Raw genomic sequence first — 1055 nt, forward strand, 5'->3', positions numbered from 1 at the left:
TGGACCTCTGTCAAGAAAGTAGACACCTGCTAAGAGAATTAACCAACACTTTTATAGTAGTTTTCTTCGAATCGAACGGGTGAAAGGTAACCCAAAGAACCATGGATCCTTTTACGATTATAAAAAAGTTCAATGTATTCGAACATATCTTGTTGTGCTTGGGCTTTTGTCAAAAATCTTGTACAATAAACAAACTCTTTCTTTAGTACACTATGAAAAGATTCGATACATGCATTGTCATAACAGTTGCCTTTTCGACTCATGCTAGCTTTCATCTTGTATTTTTTAAGTCTTTCGCGGTAATCGGTTGATGCGTACTGTGATCCACGATCTGAGTGATGTAACAGGCCTTTAGGAGGTTTTTGAGCCTCGTAGGCTTGATCTAAGGCAGCGAGAACTAAGTCGGTCGTCATACGGTCTCCGAGTTTCCAACCTACAATTTTGCGTGTGTACAAATCTAAAACACTTGCTAGATACATGCGGCCCTGTCGGCATGGGATATAAGTAATATCTGTTACCCAAACTTTGTTTGGCGCTGTTGTTTGGAAGTTCTGATTCAGCACGTTTGATGCAATCGGAAAATCATGGTTTGAATCGGTTGTATTCACTCGAAACTTCTTGGAAACACAGGAACGAAGCCCGTTTGCTTTCATCAACTTTCCTACTAAACGCTCAGAAACCGTCCAGCCTTCACGCTTTAAAGTCTCTGTGATTTTAGGGCTTCCATACCKACCAAAGTGGTCATGAAAGATGAATGTAATACGAGCTAAAAGAGCTGCTCTGCGCTTCTGGTAGCTGTTCACAACAGCTTTACCCAGTACCCATTTGTAAAAACCGCTCTTCGATACCTCGAGTGTCTGACACATCTTCTCTAYTGAAAATTCAGAGCGATGATCTTCAATAAATTGGAACCTTAGTTCCTTGGTCTGCTGAAGATGTGTACGGCCTTTTTTACAATCGCTAGTTCTTCTTCCGCCTCTGATATCCGGCGATCCTTCTCTGCGAGTTCACGTTCTTTCTCTTTCAAGAGCTGCTCCAATTGACGGACCTTCTCA

At 41.8% G+C, this 1055-nt stretch carries 1 protein-coding gene; it reads right to left on the bottom strand.

Going from position 1 to position 1055, the window contains the following annotated elements; all coding sequences use genetic code 11:
* Positions 1-38: 38 nt before the first annotated feature.
* Positions 39-983 carry an IS3 family transposase gene (locus tag AB4114_RS35740; protein WP_441992676.1) on the bottom strand — a complete coding sequence of 315 codons (945 nt, stop codon included), beginning with the start codon at positions 981-983 and terminating at the stop codon, positions 39-41.
* Positions 984-1055: the final 72 nt, after the last annotated feature.

The sequence above is a fragment of the Paenibacillus sp. 2RAB27 genome (genome assembly GCF_052115445.1).
In the GTDB taxonomy this organism is placed as follows: Bacteria; Bacillota; Bacilli; order Paenibacillales; family NBRC-103111; genus Paenibacillus_E.